Annotated in this window: 13 protein-coding genes; 5 read left to right on the forward strand and 8 right to left on the reverse strand. The window is 70.9% G+C overall.

Going from position 1 to position 15,522, the window contains the following annotated elements; genetic code table 11:
• Positions 1–81 precede the first annotated feature (81 nt).
• The 3 genes from MMSR116_RS04835 (at position 82) to purQ (ending at position 1,381) form a co-directional block, all read left to right on the forward strand.
• A complete protein-coding gene (locus MMSR116_RS04835; RefSeq protein ID WP_010685123.1) occupies positions 82–321 on the forward strand; it encodes a hypothetical protein in 240 nt (79 codons plus the stop codon).
• Between the two features lie 140 nt (positions 322–461).
• Positions 462–701: a phosphoribosylformylglycinamidine synthase subunit PurS gene (gene purS / locus MMSR116_RS04840; RefSeq protein WP_010685124.1), complete on the forward strand. Its 240-nt coding sequence runs from the start codon at positions 462–464 to the stop codon at positions 699–701.
• Positions 701–1,381, forward strand: coding sequence for a phosphoribosylformylglycinamidine synthase subunit PurQ (purQ, locus tag MMSR116_RS04845; protein WP_010685125.1), 681 nt, complete (start codon positions 701–703; stop codon positions 1,379–1,381). Before purS ends, purQ begins: the two co-directional genes overlap by 1 nt.
• 728 nt (positions 1,382–2,109) lie before the next feature.
• Here purQ and MMSR116_RS04850 read toward each other — a convergent pair.
• The 5 genes from MMSR116_RS04850 to MMSR116_RS04870 all read right to left on the reverse strand — a co-directional run bounded on the left by MMSR116_RS04850 (position 2,110) and on the right by MMSR116_RS04870 (position 9,154).
• Positions 2,110–4,542 (reverse strand): penicillin-binding protein 1A, encoded by a 2,433-nt coding sequence (locus MMSR116_RS04850; RefSeq protein ID WP_010685127.1) that lies wholly within the window; start codon positions 4,540–4,542, stop codon positions 2,110–2,112.
• 170 nt (positions 4,543–4,712) lie between these two features.
• Positions 4,713–5,960 (reverse strand): N-acetylmuramoyl-L-alanine amidase, encoded by a 1,248-nt coding sequence (locus tag MMSR116_RS04855; RefSeq protein ID WP_010685128.1) that lies wholly within the window; start codon positions 5,958–5,960, stop codon positions 4,713–4,715.
• Between the two features lie 323 nt (positions 5,961–6,283).
• A complete protein-coding gene (locus MMSR116_RS31270) occupies positions 6,284–7,000 on the reverse strand; it encodes a Phasin protein (protein WP_010685129.1) in 717 nt (238 codons plus the stop codon).
• A 198-nt stretch (positions 7,001–7,198) separates the two neighbouring features.
• On the reverse strand, positions 7,199–7,552 hold the full coding sequence (locus MMSR116_RS04865) for a phasin (RefSeq protein ID WP_010685130.1): 354 nt from the start codon (positions 7,550–7,552) through the stop codon (positions 7,199–7,201).
• A gap of 315 nt (positions 7,553–7,867) precedes the next feature.
• Complete coding sequence (locus MMSR116_RS04870) at positions 7,868–9,154, reverse strand: glycosyltransferase (protein WP_039893844.1); 1,287 nt, start codon at positions 9,152–9,154, stop codon at positions 7,868–7,870.
• Between the two features lie 111 nt (positions 9,155–9,265).
• Between MMSR116_RS04870 and MMSR116_RS04875 the strand changes: the two genes are divergently transcribed.
• Positions 9,266–10,531 (forward strand): glycosyltransferase family 4 protein, encoded by a 1,266-nt coding sequence (locus tag MMSR116_RS04875; RefSeq protein WP_039893929.1) that lies wholly within the window; start codon positions 9,266–9,268, stop codon positions 10,529–10,531.
• Between the two features lie 384 nt (positions 10,532–10,915).
• Positions 10,916–11,092 carry a hypothetical protein gene (locus MMSR116_RS31275; protein ID WP_010685132.1) on the forward strand — a complete coding sequence of 59 codons (177 nt, stop codon included), beginning with the start codon at positions 10,916–10,918 and terminating at the stop codon, positions 11,090–11,092.
• 201 nt (positions 11,093–11,293) lie between these two features.
• Here the strand turns inward: MMSR116_RS31275 and MMSR116_RS04880 are convergent, their stop codons facing one another.
• The 3 genes from MMSR116_RS04880 to MMSR116_RS04890 all read right to left on the reverse strand — a co-directional run bounded on the left by MMSR116_RS04880 (position 11,294) and on the right by MMSR116_RS04890 (position 15,518).
• Positions 11,294–12,976 carry an acyl-CoA dehydrogenase family protein gene (locus MMSR116_RS04880; RefSeq protein WP_010685133.1) on the reverse strand — a complete coding sequence of 561 codons (1,683 nt, stop codon included), beginning with the start codon at positions 12,974–12,976 and terminating at the stop codon, positions 11,294–11,296.
• 591 nt (positions 12,977–13,567) lie between these two features.
• Complete coding sequence (locus tag MMSR116_RS04885; RefSeq protein ID WP_010685135.1) at positions 13,568–13,774, reverse strand: hypothetical protein; 207 nt, start codon at positions 13,772–13,774, stop codon at positions 13,568–13,570.
• 193 nt (positions 13,775–13,967) lie between these two features.
• Positions 13,968–15,518: an FAD-dependent oxidoreductase gene (locus tag MMSR116_RS04890; protein ID WP_010685136.1), complete on the reverse strand. Its 1,551-nt coding sequence runs from the start codon at positions 15,516–15,518 to the stop codon at positions 13,968–13,970.
• Between the last annotated feature and the right edge of the window lie 4 nt (positions 15,519–15,522).

A 15,522-nucleotide genomic window follows, 5' to 3' on the forward strand; every position in this document is an offset into this window, starting at 1 on the left:
CATCGGCCTGCCCTGGTAGGCTAGTCGCACGGGTCTCGGGCGTTCGCGCCCGGGACCCGATCTGTTTGGGGGCTTGAGACCGTGAACGGGCGCAACGCCATCACCATCGTGAGCATGATGGTCCTCGTCGGCACCGAGGTGTTCGCCGTGGCCATCGCGGCCGGCTGGGCCATCGCCGGCATCTTCGACCTCGGGGAGCGCGTGGGCCACGTCCTGATGGGCGTGTTCAGCCTGTTCGCGGCCTGGATCATGCTCCAGCTCTGGCGCCGGGCGACCAGCATCGAGCCGCTGCGGGCGACCTCCGCGGCGCCCCGCCGGTAAGCGAACCCCGCGCGGACCCGCCCCGCCCTCGCGTTGCTGGCGAGCCGGGAGGGTCCCTGTTAGAACCGCTCCGCGGCCGGCTGCGTAACGGCGCCGCAGCTCACATCCCGTCCCCGGCCCCCTGCGAGACCCGAAGACCCATGAAAGCCCGCATCATCGTCACCCTGAAGACCGGTGTTCTGGACCCGCAGGGCAAGGCGATCGAGGCCGCGCTCAAGTCGCTGGCCATCGAGGGCGTCGACGGCGTCCGGCAGGGCAAGGTCTTCGACATCGAGGTGTCGGCAGCCGACGCCGCCGCCGCCGAGGCGACCCTGCGCACCGCCTGCGAGAAGCTCCTGGCCAACACGGTGGTCGAGAACTACGCGATCGAGATCCTCTGATGCGCGCCGCCGTCGTCGTCTTCCCGGGCTCGAACCGCGAATCGGACGTCGTCCGGGCCCTGCGCCGGTCGGGCGCCCAGGTGGACCTCGTCTGGCACGCGGACCACGAACTCCCCGCCGGGACCGACCTCGCGGTCCTGCCGGGCGGGTTCTCGTACGGCGATTACCTCCGCTGCGGCGCCATCGCCGGGCGGGCGGCCGCGATGGACGCGGTGCGGGCCCATGCGGCCCGCGGCGGCCTCGTCCTCGGGATCTGCAACGGATTCCAGATCCTGTGCGAGTCCGGCCTCCTGCCGGGCGTGCTGATGCGCAACGTCAACCGGCGCTTCATCTGCCACCGGCAGACGCTCCGGGTCGAGCGCACCGACACCCGCTTCACCAGCGCCTACAGGCAGGGCCAGGTGATCGACGTCTGCGTCGCCCACGGGGAAGGCAACTACTTCGCCGATCCGGAGACCCTGGCGCGGATCGAGGACGAGGGCCGGGTGGCATTCCGGTACTGCGACGCGGACGGCACCATCACCGTGGAGGCCAACCGCAACGGCTCGCTCAACGCCATCGCCGGGGTCTATTCCGAGAACCGCAACGTCCTCGGGATGATGCCGCATCCGGAGAACTTCGTCGAAGGCCTGATCGGCGGGACCGACGGGCGCGGGCTTTTCGACAGTCTCGCGGCGTGAGAATGGGCCGCGAGAATCGGTATTAACCAACGGTTAGGGTTTTCAGGTCATAAACAGGCATCCAGACTTCTGGATATCGAGTTGGACGTTGTTCGTCCGCTCTGTTTGATGCCTCCCTGAAGACTCTTCCAAGCCGCTCCATCCGGGGCGGCTTTTTTCTGTGCGCCGGGGGCGTGCCCGCGTGCGATTCGAGAACGCGACCGAGCATCCGCGTCTCACCCTCCGCCACCCCGGCGGGCTACCGGTTTCGCACGGTGTCCCTGATACCGTTTCCGGTTGAACGCTTCGGTCGGTGCAGCCCGCTCCGTCATTGCGAGCGCAGCGAAGCAACCCAGGGCTGCGGTACCTCGGGGAGCGTGGCGCGATCTGGATTGCTTCGCTCCGCTCGCAAAGACGGCGGAACCGATCCGATCAACCGGAAACGGTATGACGCCGCACAAGCAGAACGTGGCGCAAATCCCCTCGCCCGTGCGGACTCGCGGATTCACACTTCCGGGGCTGAGACCAACACCCCTGAAGAATGGGCGCTTTCCCCTCCCCCTTGCGGGGAGAGATCAGGGGTGGGGGTGGTTCAGGTCTGGTCGCCGCGGTGCCGTCTGCACCACCCCCACCTCCGGCTCCTCCCCGCAAGGGGGAGGAGAGCGCCTCGGCGCAGAGTGGGCGCGGTGCGCTCTGCCGGCCCCATCGGGCAAAAGAAAACGGCGGGTGCCAGACCCGCCGTGATCCTCTCAGTACAACCCGCCGGCCTGCGCGGCCCGGTCGGCGTCCGGCGGCACCGCCGCGGTCGCGGGCGGCGGACCCTCCCGGTTCGCGGGCGGCGCCACGTAGGAATCCGGCGGCGCGGTGCCGGGCTTGAACGCCTCCAGGATCGTCCCGGCGCCCTCCCCCGAGCCGGCGCGGGTGCCGCTGGCGAGGTTGACGCGGATCAGCTTGATCCCCGGGGGCACGCGGAACGGCGTCGGCGGCTTGTCCTTGAGCGCCGTCTTCAGGAACTCCAGGGCGATCGGCGCCGCCAGGCCGCCGCCGGTGGCGCGGTCACCGAGCGAGCGCGGCTTGTCGAAGCCGAGATAGATGCCGACCGCCAGATCTGGCGAGAAGCCCACGAACCACGCGTCCTTGGCGTCGTTGGTGGTGCCGGTCTTGCCCGCCAAAGGCTTGCCGATCTGCTTCAGGATCGTGGCGGTGCCGCGCTGGACCACGCCCTCCATGATCGAGACCATCTGGTAGGCGGTCAGCGGGTCGAGGACCTGCTCGGAATCGTCCACCAGCTTCGGCTCGTCCTGGCCCGACCACTTCTCGGCGTCGCAGCCGATGCACTTGCGGTTGTCGTGGCGGTAGATGGTCTCGCCGGTGCGGTCCTGGATCCGGTCGATCAGGGTCGGCCGGATGCGCCGGCCGCCATTGGCCAGCATCGAGTAGGCGGTGACCATGCGCATCACCGTGGTCTCACCCGCGCCCAGCGACATCGGCAGCACCGGCAGCATGTCGTCGTAGACGCCGAAGCGGCGGGCATACTCGGCGATGAGCGGCATGCCGACATCCTTGGCGAGCCGGACCGTCATCAGGTTCTTCGAGTGCTCGATGCCGTAGCGCAGGGTGTGCGGGCCGCCGGACTTGCCGTCGTAGTTCGAGGGCGTCCAGGCCTCCTGGCCGGGGCCGGCCTCGATGGTGATCGGCGAATCCTGCACGATCGACGCGGGGGTGTAGCCGTTGTCCAGAGCCGCCGAGTAGACGATCGGCTTGAACGAGGAGCCCGGCTGGCGCATCGCCTGGGTGGCGCGGTTGAACTCGGACTCGTCGTACGAGAAGCCGCCGACCATGGCGTGGACGCGGCCGGTGTTCGGGTCCATGGCCACGATGGCGCCGGAGACCTCGGGCTTCTGGCGCAGGCGGAACTGCCCCTTCCCGCCCTCGGTCGCCTCGACATACACCATGTCGCCGGCCTGGAGGTTCGGGCGGCCGGCCCAGCGCATGCCGTCGGGGGTGATCACGCCGGTCTCGCGATCCTTGCCCACTTGGCCGGACGCCTCGCGCCGGGGCTGGAGGCCCACCTGCACGCCGCCGGCGCCGTTGCCCAGCACCACGGCGAGCCGCCACGGCGCCACGTCGCCGAGCGCAGGAACCTCGGCCGCCGCCATGCCCCAGTCGCGCCCAGTCAGGTCGACCTTGGTGACCGGACCACGCCAGCCATGGGCCTGGTCGTAGCGCACGAGGCCGTCGACCAGCGCCTTGCGGGCCCAGGCCTGCATCTTCGGGTCGAGGGTGGCGCGCACCGAGAGGCCGCCCTCGTAGAGCTTCTTCTCGCCGTAGCGCTCGGAGATCTCGCGGCGAACCTCCTCGGTGAAGTAGTTGGCGTTGGCAGCGTTCGGGAAGGCGACCCGCGGGTTGACGCCGAGCGGCATCTTCTTGGCGGACTCCGCCTCCTCCTTGGTGATGTAGCCGTTCTCCGCCATCAGGCGGATGATCTCGTTGCGGCGGTCCAGCGCCGCCTGGGTCTTGCGGTAGGGGTGGTAGTTGTTCGGCCCCTTCGGCAGGGCGGCGAGGTAGGCCGCCTCGTTGATGGTCAGCTCGTGGACCGACTTGCCGAAATAGTCGAGCGCCGCCGCCGCGACCCCGTGCAGGTTGCGCCCCGGGACGATGGTGCCCAGGAAGATCTCGTTGAGGTACAGCTCCAGGATCTTGTCCTTGGAGTAGGCCGCCTCGATCCGGAGCGCCAGCAGCGCCTCCTTGATCTTGCGGTCATAGGTCTGCTCGGAGGACAGCAGGAAGTTCTTGGCGACCTGCTGGGTGATGGTCGAGGCGCCCTGGCGCTTGCCCGATTTCGCGTTCGTCAGGAAGGCGCGGACGATCCCCTCGGGGTCGATGCCGCCGTGCTTGTAGAAGTTCTTGTCCTCGGCCGACAGGAAGGCCGCCACGACGATCTTCGGCATCGCCTGGATCGGCAGGTAGAGCCGGCGCTCGCGGGCATACTCGGCCAGCATCGAGCCGTCGGCCGCGTGGACGCGGGTCATCACCGGCGGCTCGTAATTGGAGAGCGCCGCGTGGTCGGGCAGGTCCTGGCTGTACTTCCAGTAGAAGTAGCCGCCCACCGCCGCGCCGACCACGAACAGCACCGCGGCGGCGCTGAACAGGATCCCGAAGAAACGAAGGATCAGACGCATCCGGTGTTCCGCTCGTCGCTGGCCCGGCCGCATGCCGGAATCGGCTCATCCGGCGCGTAACGTCCGCCCTCGATGCGGTCGGCCCCCGGATAGTCCCGTCAGGCCCCCTCGAAATGCCGGCTCAGCGGCGGTGCGACGGGGCGTTCGGATGCCCCGTATCGACACTTACTCTATGGTAAAACTGGGGCGACGGCGGCCGAGCGGCGCGTCCCCACCGGCCGCCCCAGCGTGGCACGATTGGTGAAGAACAGGTCGATCGCCTTGGCCATGGAGCCGGTGACGCCGGCCCGCCACTCCGGCGATTGCAGCATCTCCAGGTCGCGCTTGCTCGACAGATAGCCCAATTCCACCAGCACGCTGGGCACGTCGGGTGAGCGCAGCACCACGAAGCGCGCCTCGCGGTGGGGCTTAGAACTCATCTCCATCACGGGGGCGAGCTGACCCATCAGCGTGCGGGCGAAGCCCGACGAGAAGCCGCGGGTCTCCCGCAGGGTCAGCTCCTGCAGGATGTCGGCGATGTCGGGCGGCGCCTCGGCGGCCTCGACGCCCGCGGCGGCATCGGCCCGGTTCTCGCGCTCGGCAAGCTTGGCGGATTCGGCGTCGGTGGCCTTCTCGGACCCCGTGTAGATCGTGGCGCCGCGCACCTGGGGGGCGGCCGAGATCGAATCCGCGTGGATCGACACGAACAGGTCGGCCTTGGCCTCCCGGGCGAGGCGCACCCGCTCGGCCAGCGGCACGAACACGTCCCGGTCGCGGGTCATCCGGACCCTGTAGCGGCCGCCCGCCTCCAGCTTCTCGACGAGCGCCTGGGCGAAGCCGAACACGATGTCCTTCTCGAACACGCCGCCCACCGCGATGGCCCCGGGATCGGTGCCGCCGTGGCCGGCATCGACCATGATCAGCGGGCGCCGGTCGGCGGGCTCGGGCGCGGCGGTCCGGGCCTGCGCGGGGGCGGGATCGGCCGCGGACGCCGCCTTCCGGAAGGCCTCGCGGTCGGCGCGCTGCAGCGGGATCGTGAGCAGGACGGCCCCGTCCTTGGGCCGCGTGGCGGTCTCGATCCGCCCCACCGTGGCGGGCGAGGCGAGGTCGATCACGATGCGGGAGCGGCCCGGGGCGAACAGGCCGTAGCGGAAGGATTGCACGAGGCCGTCGCGGCGGCTGCCGGTGCCGGGTTCGAGCTGGAAGTTGACCTCGGGCAGGTCGATCACCGCCCGGTCGGGCCGCTCCATCACGAAGCCGCGGGCCTCGACGGCGCGGGACAGGGTCAGGGTGAGGCGCGTCGTCCCCGCCTGGGTGGCCAGATCCGCCCCGATGGCGACCGCGGGTTTCTCGCCGGTCTCCGCGCGGGCCGACGGTCCCGCCAGCGCCAGCGCTAGGCAGAGACAGGCGGTACGAATCAGGCGCGTGCAGCTCGGCATCGGTCCGGCATCGTCTCCCGTGCCCTCCACGAGGGCATAGGACCGGCATGGTTAACGGATGGTCACCCGCGCCAGTTCGCTCGGGTCGTTCCTGAGACCGCAATGCGACGATCCCGGGGCGGTCGCAGGGCCACGAACCCGGGTTGCGACGCTGCCGCTTGCTGATCGCCTCGCAAGTCCCGTCCCGTCATCCCGGGGCGCCGCAGGCGTGCCCCTCCGGGTCCTGCTCCGCAGTCCCGGAATGACGGCTTAGTTCTCCCGAGATCGAGACAAGTCCCGTTGACTCGGATTCGCAGCCCTGGAGACAATCGCCCCGGGACGCTTCAGCGGAACGCCATCACCCGACTCGCCTTGCTGACCACCGTGACCCAGCAGCTCAAGGAGGCGTCGGCGGCGCGCTGCGCCTCACCGACCTGGAGGCGGATCAGGTCGGCCGGCGTGCGGGCATCGGACAGGGCGCGCAGATGCGCGAGGGCGGCCTCGCCCTCGCCGCGCATGTAGCGCGCGATGGTCGAGCTGATCTCAACGACGTCCCAGCGCTCGGGCGCGAACACGATGCGCTGCGAAGCCGGGGCAGCGGCGACGGCCGGGAATTCCGCCAGGACGGGAGACAGGTCCGGTGCGACGGCGTCGGTCGGCGCCGATCCCGGCTGCACGACCGGCTCGGCCTCCGGGATCGGTGCCTCGTCGGGGGCCGCCGCGGAGGACGGCTCGGGCTGAGGATCACCCTGCGGGTCGGAGGTTTCGGTGGTGGCCTGCGCCACCGGTTCGGCCGTCCCGGCCTCCGGCACGACGGCCGCCTCGACGGCGAGCTCCTGGTCCGTGGCAGGATCGGTGGCCGTCTCGGCCTCGGCCGTCTCGTCCTCGGTCGTCCCGGCCTCGGCCGTCTCGTACTTGGCCGTCACGGCCTTGGCCATCTCGATGGCGGAGATCCCGGTCGCGGGCGTCTCGGCCCCGGCCTCGGACGGCACATCCGCATCAAGCGGCGGCTTCGGCTCCCAGGCGGGACGTCCCCCTCTCGGTCGACGCGGCTTTCCCATCGCGCGATCTCCTCCTGTCCGCGGCAGCTCGTTCCGGGCGGAGCGGCGGCCGGAGGATCGTGCGCGGCCGGCCCGCTCGCCCCCCCGGGGCCGGACCTGTGACGCTCGGGCGTCGAAATCTCTGGGTCCGGCCGGCGCGAATCGGCCGTCCGGATGCCGGAACGCGACCCCGGATGACCGGGGTCGCGCGGTTTCGCCTTAGCGGGCGGCGTTCTGGGCGAGGGCGCCGTAGTCCTTGGCCTGCGCCTGCAGGGCGGCGAACTGGCTGCGGACGAACTCGGACTGGAGCTCGAAGGCCTCGCGCAGGTCCTTGGTGCGCACGAGCTTCTGGGCGAAGTCGAAGGTCGCGTTGGCGTTGGTCTGCGCGTGATCGAACCCCTTCGCGACCGCCGCGGTGAAGGTCGACTGGAAGGTCTGGCCCGAGGCCTGGACCTGCTCAGTGGCCTTGATGGCGTTCGCCATGAGGGTGCCGACGGCGTTGCGGGCCTGGTCGACGCTCTTCTCGGCGAAGTCGCGCATCTCGGTCGGGATCTCGAAGTTCGGGGTCTGCATCGATGTCTCCAGCATCATTCTTGGAGCGGGACGTCGTCTGCGTCCGCGGTGACGCGCCTCTATATGTTGCACTGCAACAAGAAGTCAAGTGCATGTTTCGGGGTCGATGCCGGATGGGCAGGACCTGATAAAATGCCGGTGTCAAGGTTCCGTACAGTCCCCGGCAGACTCGGCCGCCTCCGAATCGCTCACGCTCAAGCTCTGCCAGATATTGGCGGCTCGCGGGCCGACATTCGCGACGCGGGCTGGCTTTACAAAATTATTTCTCGATGTCCAGAGGGCAGGCAAAGGATATTGTATTCTGTTCGCTGACGCTCAGGCGGGTTCGATTCCGGGACTGTGCGGGCGCGGCGCGGGTCGCGCATGTTGCGACGCACCAAGATCCGACCGGGCGAGGCCGATATAGAGGGCCTGCAGCGCCGCCGCGTGCACGGCGAGCGTCATCGGCTCCGCACGGAAACGGCGCCGGGCTTCGGCTCCGAGGGTGCGGGTCCGGGCGTCGTCCCGCAGGGCTGCGAACGCGTCCGCCAGCGGCGCCACCTCCGGGGCGACGACGAAGCCGGTCTCGCCGTGCCGGACCTTCTCGGCGGCGCCCGAGCGGTCGGAGGCCACCACCGGGATCCCGGCCGCCAGCGCCTCGTAGACGGTGAGCGGGCCGGTCTCGTACCAGCGCGACGGGGCGGCCAGGGCCCGCGCGCGGGTGCGCAGCATCGCCCAGACCGCCTCGGGCGCCTGCCAGCCCACCACCTCGACCCCGGGCCGGCCGCGCAGCTCAGCCTCCAGCGGGCCGGCGCCGATGAACAGGGCGGTCAGGCCGGCGGCCCTGGCCGCGTCGGCCACGAGATCGGCGCCCTTCTCCCGGGTCAGGCGTCCGACATACGCGACCGCGTCGCCCCCCGCCGGCGCGGCCGGCGGCCCGTCCGCGACCCGGACCGGGTTGTCGACGCGGTGATGGGTGACCGCATCGCCGCCCAGGAGGTCGCCCATCCGCTCCGCGACGAGACGGCGGCTCGCGTCGCAGACGTGGACGACGTGGAGCGGGCGGCCCCTCAGCACCCGCCGCAGCGTCGCCGCGCGGGCGACGCGCACGAGCTTGTGGGCGCGGCTGCGCGGATCGCAGGGCGCCGCGAGGCAGGCCGCCGACAGGGGTACGCGCCCGCAGGGCTCGGCCCGGTCGAAGCGGTAGTAGACGCCGTTGGGGCAGGCCAGGGCGTAATCGTGCAGGGTCACGACCAGCGGCGCGCCCGCTGCCGCGAGGATCGGGAAGACCGCCGGCGACAGGGCGCGGGTCCACTGGTGCAGGTGGATGACGTCGGGCCGCGTCGGCAATCCGCCGAGCGCGGCGGCGAGGCCGCGCGCCGCCGCCGCGTGCCAGAGGCCGGCCGCCGCCGCCCGGGCCCCGCCGAGCGACCAGATGTCGGGCAGGTCGAGCACGACCCGCCGGATGCCGGCATGATCCAGCATCGGGTCGGCGGGGCCGGCGATCGCCTGGATGTAGGTCACCGCGACGCCCGCCTCGGCGAGCCCGCGGGCCGATTCGAGCGCGACCTTCTCGGCGCCGCCGCTGGCGGCCGCGAACTCGGCCAGGATCACGACGTGCATGCGGCTCCCCCGGCCTTCGACCGAGGGACCATGGCGGAGACCGGTTTACGGGGGATCAACCGCCGGCTGTTAGTGACTTCGGTCCCGGATCACAGCGGCGGAGTCCCTGACGTGCACGTCGTCCTCGTCGCAGACCACGCCGCCATCAACGGCGGCCAGGCCAAGGTTGCCATCGAGTCGGCCCTCGGCCTCGCCGCCCGCGGCGTGCGCGTGAGCCTGTTCGCCGCGGTGGGACCCGTGGATCCGCGGCTGGAGCCCGCCGGCATCCGGGTGGTCTGCCTGGATCAGGACGACGTCACCACGGCGCGCAGCAAACTGGCCTTCGCCGCGCAGGCGATCTGGAACGGGGCGGCGGGCCGGGCGCTGGCGCGGGAACTCGCCGCCTGCGATCCCCGCGACACGCTGGTCCACGTCCATGCCTTCGCCAAGGCGCTCTCGCCCGCGATCGGCCCGGCGCTCCGGGCCTCGAGGCTGCCCTGCCTCTACACGATGCACGAGTTCTTCCTGGTCTGCCCGACCGGCGGCTTCTACGCCTACCCGGAGCAGCGGATCTGCCACCGGCGGCCCATGTCGGCCGCCTGCGTCGTGGCGAACTGCGACGCCCGCAGCTATCCGCGCAAGGTCGCCCGGATGATCCGCCATGCCGGCCTCACCCAGGTGGCCCGGCTGCCGGAGTTGTTCGCCCACGTCATCACGATCAGCGACCTGCAGGAAGGCGTCGTGCGGCCGCTGATGCCGCCGGGCACCGCGTTCCACCGGGTCGACAACCCGATCGCCGTGGCGCGGGCGCCGGTTCGGGACGAGCCGCCGGGCGACTTCCTGTTCGTCGGGCGGATCTCCACCGAGAAGGGCGCGCCGATCTTCGCCGAGGCGGCCCGGCGGGCGGGCGCACGCGCGGTCTTCGTGGGCGACGGCCCCCAGCGGGCCGAGCTCGCCGCGCGCTACCCGGAGGCGGTGATGCTCGGCTGGCGCGACGCCGCGGGCGTGCAGGCGCTGATGCGGCAGGCCCGGGCGCTGGTCTTCCCGAGCGTCTGGTACGAGGGCCAGCCGCTCACCGTCTACGAGGCCCTGGCCTGCGGCACGCCGGTGATCGTCAGCGATGCCTGCGCGGGTCGGGAGGCGGTAGTCGACGGCGAGACCGGGTTCTGGTTCCGCTCGGGCGACCCGGAGGCGCTGGCCGCGCATCTGCGCCGCCTGTCGGAGGACGGGCTCGCCGCCCGGATGGGCCGCGCCGCCCACGACCGCTACTGGGCGGCGCCGCTGACCCTCGACGCGCATCTGGACCGGCTCGAAGGGGTCTACGAGACCGTGATGCGCGAGGCGTCCGCGCGCGGGCCAGCAGTCGCGGGGGCCAGGCGGCCGCTCGCCACCGCGTGACACCCACGCCGGTCAGAGCCGTGCGCGATGGCATTGCACAGGGTCCGCGACACAAGCCAGGGAAGCCCTGGACCAGCTCTCCCACCCATCCCCCCTCATCCTGAGGTGCCGGAGCGCAGCGGAGGCCTCGAAGGAGCCCTCCAGCCGGCGCGCGATCCCTGGAGAGCTCCTTCGAAGCGGCTGCGCAGCACCTCAGGATGAGGGGGGATGGGTGAGATCGCCGGTGTCCAGGACACCGTCGGATCCTGTGTGACGCGGCCGCCTCGCTGCGCGCGCGATGACGGAGGGGACATCTCGACCCGGAAAGATCGGAAACACCGGCCCTCCCTCGCGTTGATGCCCACCAGCACCCTTGCGTGCCCCCGTCACGGACGAGCGTGAGACATGGCCGACGACCACAAGCCGAACGAGACCAAGCCGGGCTTCCAGCAGGGCAGCGCCAAGCCGGGCGACGACAAGCACCCCGACAACAAGCAGGAGAAGCTCAACGAGCGCCTGGACGACGCCCTGGAGGAGACGTTTCCGTCGAGCGACCCGGTCTCGGTGAAGATCACCAAGTAGGGGTTGGCCTCCGCCAGGGAGCTGAGCCCGTCACCTGCCGACCGGAGAAACGCTCTCTCCTCCCCTTGTGGGGAGGAGCCGGAGGCGGGGTCAGAGCAGGATCGGGCGGAGCGGTGCCTTCTGGACCACCCCCACCCCTGGCCCCTCCCCGCGAGGGGAAAGGGGAAAGCGCGCGGATGGCTCTGTGAACCGCCCGACTGATCAGGCGGCTTCGAGTAACCGGCGAGCGATCACCTGGGCCTGGATCTCCGCCGCGCCCTCGAAGATCGAGAGGATGCGGGCGTCGCACAGGATCCGGCTCACCGGGTATTCCAGCGCGAAACCGTTGCCGCCGTGGATCTGCAGGGCGTTGTCGGCCGCCGCCCAAGCGACGCGGGCGCCCAGCAGCTTCGCCATCCCGGCCTCGAGGTCGCAGCGCTTGCCCTCGTCCTTCTCGCGGGCCGAGAAGTAGGTGAGCTGGCGGGCGATGTTGATCTCCACCGCCATCATGGCGAGCTTGTCGGCGACCCGCGGGAAGCTGACCAGCGGCTTGCCGAACTGGACCCGCTCCTCGGCGTAGCGCAGCCCCACGTCGAGGGCCGACTGGGCGACGCCGATGGCGCGCGCCGCCGTCTGGATGCGGGCCGATTCGAAGGTCTGCATCAGCTGGGCGAAGCCCTTGCCCTCGACCTCGCCGAGCAGGTTGGCGGCCGGCACCTCCAGTCCCTCGAAGGCCAGCTCGTACTCCTTCATGCCGCGGTAGCCGAGCACCTCGATCTCGCCCCCCGACAGACCCTGCACGGGGAAGGGATCCTCATCCGTCCCGCGCGGCTTCTCGGCGATCAGCATGGAGAGGCCCTTGTGGCCCTTCTCCTCGGGCTTGGTGCGCACCAGGACCGTCATGATGTCGGCGCGGACCGGATGGGTGATCCAGGTCTTGTTGCCGGTTATTTTCCAGACATCGCCGTCCTTGACCGCGCGCGTGCGCAGGCTGGCAAGGTCCGAACCCGTGTTCGGCTCGGTGAAGACGGCGGTGGGCAGGATGTCGCCCGAGGCGATCTTCGGCAGGAAGCGCTGCTTCTGCTCCTCGGTGCCGCCGCACAGGATCAGCTCGGCGGCGATCTCCGAGCGGGTGCCGAGCGAGCCGACGCCGATATAGGCCCGGGACAGCTCCTCCGAGACCACGCACATGGCGGTCTTGGGCAAGCCCATGCCGCCGTATTCCTCGGGGATCGTCAGCCCGAAGACGCCGAGCTCGGCCATCTTCTGCACGATCTCCATCGGGATGTAGGCGTTCTTCAGGTGCCACTCGTGCGCCTGATCGACCACCTCGGCCTTGCCGAAGCGGCGCATCTCGGAGCGGATCGCCTCCATGTCCTCGTCGAGGCCCGAGGCGCCGACCGTGGCCGAGCCGCTGCCGTCGCGCATCTGGGCGACCAGGGCGGCGCGGTTCTCCGGGGTGTTGCCCTCGGCGATCAGGGTCTCGACGGCGTCGGTGCGGTAGGAGGCCACCTCCTTGGCGGTGAGCCCGAGGGAGCCGGTGGGCCGGACCATCTCGCCCTGGCTCATCGGGATGCCGGAGAACAGCTGGTCGAGGTACTCGCCGGCGCCGATCCGCACGAGGAGCGACTCCGTCTCGCCGAACCGGCCCTCCGCCTGGAGGCGCTCGGCATAGCCGCCGAGTTCGGCGATGGCCTCGGCGTAGGTCGCGAGCCACGCGAGGCCGTGGGCGGCGTGCTGCTGCCCTTCGAGCTTGGCCGCATCGACGCGCCCGTCCGTGCCGAGGATCCGCGTCCGGACCCGGCGGGTGGCCTCCGCGGCGAGGGCCTTGGCGCTCTCGCCGGCGGACTTGGTCAGGGAGACGAGATCCTGCGGTTCGGTCTGGATGGCGGGGGATGCGGACATGCGTTCAGCTCGCGTGGCGTTTTATTGGATCGTGTCTTTTAACCTGTTCGGGCGCGGAGCCGAAGCAGATTTCGTTTGCGGCGTCTTGAACTGAAGTTGAAGACGCGACGACTTGGCGAGAACCCGTTCGACTTGGGAGGTCCAAATTTCAACCTCATTCTGAGGTGCCGGAGCGCAGCGGAGGCCTCGAAGGAGCCCTCCAAGAGCCGCGCGATCCTGGAGCCCTACGATGAGGCGCTTCAGAAAACCCGTCTGTGTCTCGATGGCTACGACCAGGGATCCGACCCGTCATTCAGGGGCGCCGCAGGCGAGCCCGGACCCGGAGGGCACGCCGGAGGCGGGCAATCCAGAACCGCTGTTGGTGCAGAGTCTTGGCGCGGTGGCGGGTCCGGAATGACGGAGTGAAGCGGCTGCGATGCGTCGATAGAGTGGGAGTTGAGCCATCCGCCCGAACGGGCGACGAAAATCGCACGGTGTCTGACTCTTAGCCCTGGAGCTCTCCTTCGAGGCCCGCTGACGCGGGCACCTGAGGATGCGGTGGTGTTTGGGAGATCGCCGGCTTCGATCGACGGACGGGTCACGTCCGACCGCTCAGCGCTTCTGTTCGCAGCGCGTCTTCACATAGGCCCCGTCCTCGCCCTTGAACCCGGAATTGGCCGCCAGCACCGGCCCCTGCACGAGGCATTCCTGGAGCGTGTGGGCCGGGCCGGTGACCACGTCGATGGCGGTTTCGCGGGAGCAGTCCGGCGCCTGGACGGAGGCGGCGCAGATGAGGGCGACGACGACGATCGAATTCATGGGGCCTCCCGTGAGTCGGGCCCGGCTCTCAAGACGGCGGGCGGCGTCTACCGAAAGATGGAAGTCCTGGGCCTGGTTCCATCGGCCCGGAGACTGCGTCTTTGCGACCGGAGGGCAGCGAGCCAGGGCAGCGCTGCGCTCGGAAGCGTCGCGCATCTCCGGGTCGCTCCGCTGCACGCGATGACGGCGTGCGTCACACCAGCGCGGCGAGATCGGCGCCCGACTCGATCGCGTCAGGGCTCGGCACCCGGTCCTCGCCCAGCAGGTGCAGGAAGGCCGTGAAGGCCGGGTTGCGCCCGATGCTGCAGGCGGCCACCGCCCGGTTCTCGCGGACGTAGTAGGCGATGAAGTCCAGCGCCTCCGGGTCGCCCTGCAGGATGATCCGCTCGAAACCCGGCGCGTAGCCGCCGTAATCGAGTCGCTTGTCCCCCTGGTTGCTCCAGAAGAACGGCGCGCCGGAAAAGCCGCCGGTTGCGCCCAGGATCGCCCGGGCCGCGTGCGTCCCGTGCTGCTGCGCCAGCCGCCAGTGCTCGATCCGGGCCGTGACGCCGCTGCCGCGCTCGGGAAAGGCCGCGATGTCGCCCGCGACCCAGACATTGTCGGCGAGCTTCAGGTCGGCGCCCACCGGGAGGCCGCCGTGCTCGTCAGGCTCGACGCCCGCCACGATCCCGGTCTCCGGCGCGGCGCCGGCGCCGATCAGCACGAGGTCGGCCGGCAGCCGGGTGCCGTCCGCGGTCTCGACCGCCGCGACGGAGCCGGTGCCGGCGATCCGCGCGACCGCGCCGGTGACGAAGGTCACGCCGGTGCCGGCATGGTAGCGCTTCAAGGCCGCGCCCACGGCCTCGCCGAAGCGCTTGGCGAAGGGGATCTCCTCGCGGGACAGGACCGTCACCGACAGGCCGCGCTTGGTCAGGAAGGCGGCGGCCTCCAGGCCGATGAAGCCCGCGCCGATCACCACCACCCGTTCGGCCGCGCCCGCCGCCTCGCTGAGCCGGACCGCGTCGTCGAGGCTGCGCAGGGTCATCACGCCGTCGAGGCGGGCCCCTTCGAAATCCGGCACCACGGCACGGCTGCCGGTGGCGATCAGCAGGGCGTCGCCGGTGAGCACCCGTCCGTCCGCCAGGGTCACGCTGCGGGCGGCCGGGTCGATCCGGCTCGCTTCGGCCTTGAGCCGCTCCACCCGGTGGGCGGTGGAGAAATCCGGCTCCAGCAGGGTCTTTTCCGGCGGGGTCGGCTTGGCGAGGAACTGCTTGGACAGCTTGGTCCGGTCGTAGGGCGGGTGCGCCTCGCGGCCGACCATGGTGATGGCGCCGGAGTAGCCCTCGCGCCGGAGCGTGGTGACGCAGGCGACCGCCGCCGCGCCGGTGCCGACGATCAGGACATGGCCGACGGGCGTCTCGGCGCGCCTGGCCGGAGCGGGCTCGGGGGCGAGCGTGGCCACCGCCTCGCCGCCCTCGATCCGGACGGGGTAGCGGGTGAGCGCCGCGAGGGCCGGAGGCTCCTCCAGGGCACCGTCGGCCAGGGAGAACGCCGCCTTGTGCCAGGGGCAGTACAGCCGGCCGCCGCAGATCTCGCCCTTGGCGAGGGGGGCGCCGAGATGCGGGCACTTGGCCTGGAAGGCGCGCACGCCGTCCGCATCGCGCACGAACAGCACCGCCTCCTCGCCGGCCTTGCCCTCGGCTTTGCCGCCGAGCGGGATGGCGTCGAGGGCGAGGCGGACCTCGCGGGGCTTATCCTGATTCATGATC

Origin of the sequence: Methylobacterium mesophilicum SR1.6/6, assembly GCF_000364445.2 — a bacterium.
GTDB lineage: Bacteria > Pseudomonadota > Alphaproteobacteria > Rhizobiales > Beijerinckiaceae > Methylobacterium > Methylobacterium mesophilicum_A.